2 protein-coding genes are annotated in these 1,313 nt (G+C 38.0%); one reads left to right on the top strand and one right to left on the bottom strand.

Features of this window, described 5'->3' with window-relative positions:
- Positions 1–47: 47 nt before the first annotated feature.
- A complete protein-coding gene (locus tag AC1DG9_RS27165) occupies positions 48–446 on the bottom strand; it encodes a VOC family protein (RefSeq protein WP_216854477.1) in 399 nt (132 codons plus the stop codon).
- Between the two features lie 174 nt (positions 447–620).
- Between AC1DG9_RS27165 and AC1DG9_RS27160 the strand changes: the two genes are divergently transcribed.
- Positions 621–1,313, top strand: a 693-nt coding sequence (locus tag AC1DG9_RS27160; RefSeq protein ID WP_477635704.1) for a glycosyl hydrolase, incomplete at its 3' end; no start/stop codon positions are given.

The following is a 1,313-nucleotide window of genomic DNA, read 5'->3' as shown; positions in this document are numbered from 1 at the left end:
CCCATAAAATATTGAGTATATCATTAAAGTTAATAATGACGCCACTATTAAATGAATGGGTTAAAGCAAATCTCCCAGTAATTGTGCTCCGGGTCGGCTATTATTCCAGCATACCCACCCCAAAATACTTTTGCTGGTTTTTTAATAATATTAACTTGTTTACTTTCCAGCTCCATAAACAGCTCATCTGTTTCTTTTAAAGATCCGGTATAGATAGTTAGGTAAACTTTAGGTAGGATTTCCGTTGTAACTGGTTCACTACCTAAATAACGAGCATGGTCTTCCGCTTGGTAAATGCTTAGCAACAAACCATGCTTGAGCCTAAACATAACAATATCCGTGCTTTCAGACTGGATTTCCCAGCCAAAAGTATCTATGTAAAATGTTTTAAGTTTAAGCAAGTCTTGAGCTGCAATAGTAACTGCATTGATCTGTGTTCTCATCATTAAGGTATATTCTTTGGTTAACCAAACTTATGGATATGTGACAAAAGAAACCAGTTATTTTGATGATTTTGTGTAAAATTTTTACTTTAACGAAGTGTAATTACTGGAGGCATAGATAAAGAGTTTTGGAATAAATGTTTTTTTTAACAAGTTTTTTAATCAAATTACCATCAAATGCAAACCAAAATATTTATTCTTTTTACTTTTTTATATTCGCTGAATTTCAATCTTGCAGACGCCCAAACTTCTGGAATTGAAAAACCTGCCGGTTGGCCCATTATAGAAAATCAAATGAAACCATGGACAAGATGGTGGTGGATGGGGAATGCAGTAAACGATAAAGATCTTGAATTGGTTTTGCAACAGTATAGTCAGGCAGGACTTGGAGGTGTAGAAATTACGCCTATTTACGGAGCAGTGGGATATGAGAACAAGTATATCAATTTTCTTTCCCCTGAATGGCTATCAGCACTTCATTTCACAGTTACCAGAGCAAATTCACTGGGAATGGAAGTAGATATGAATACCGGTACTGGCTGGCCTTTCGGAGGACCCCACATAAAGCCTGAAAATGCAGCTACAAAACTCATTACCCGTAAGTTCACCTTAAATGCAGGAGAAAAGCTAAATGAGCCGATTACGGTTAAAGAAGATGGACAGGACCTTGCAGAACTGCAAGCCTTAACGGCTTATGGCGAAAGCGGAGAGGTATTGAATCTCTTTCCTCTTGTACAAGTCAGCAAACTACTAAACTGGTCTCCAACATCTGGACGTTGGGAAATTTACGCCGCTTTTGCAGGTAAAACACATCAAAAAGTTAAGCGTGCAGCACCAGGAGGCGAGGGATTCACCTTAGATCATCTCGAC

Source organism: Pedobacter sp. 05L430 (assembly GCF_056397585.1).
The sequence above is the reverse complement of the archived record's forward strand: the minus strand, read 5'-3'. Positions and strand labels throughout refer to the sequence as shown.

Bases quoted from the DNA above. Each gene is read 5' to 3' on its own strand.
- AC1DG9_RS27165 (WP_216854477.1), bottom strand. From the start codon at position 446: ATGATGAGAACACAGATCAATGCAGTTACTATTGCAGCTCAAGACTTG.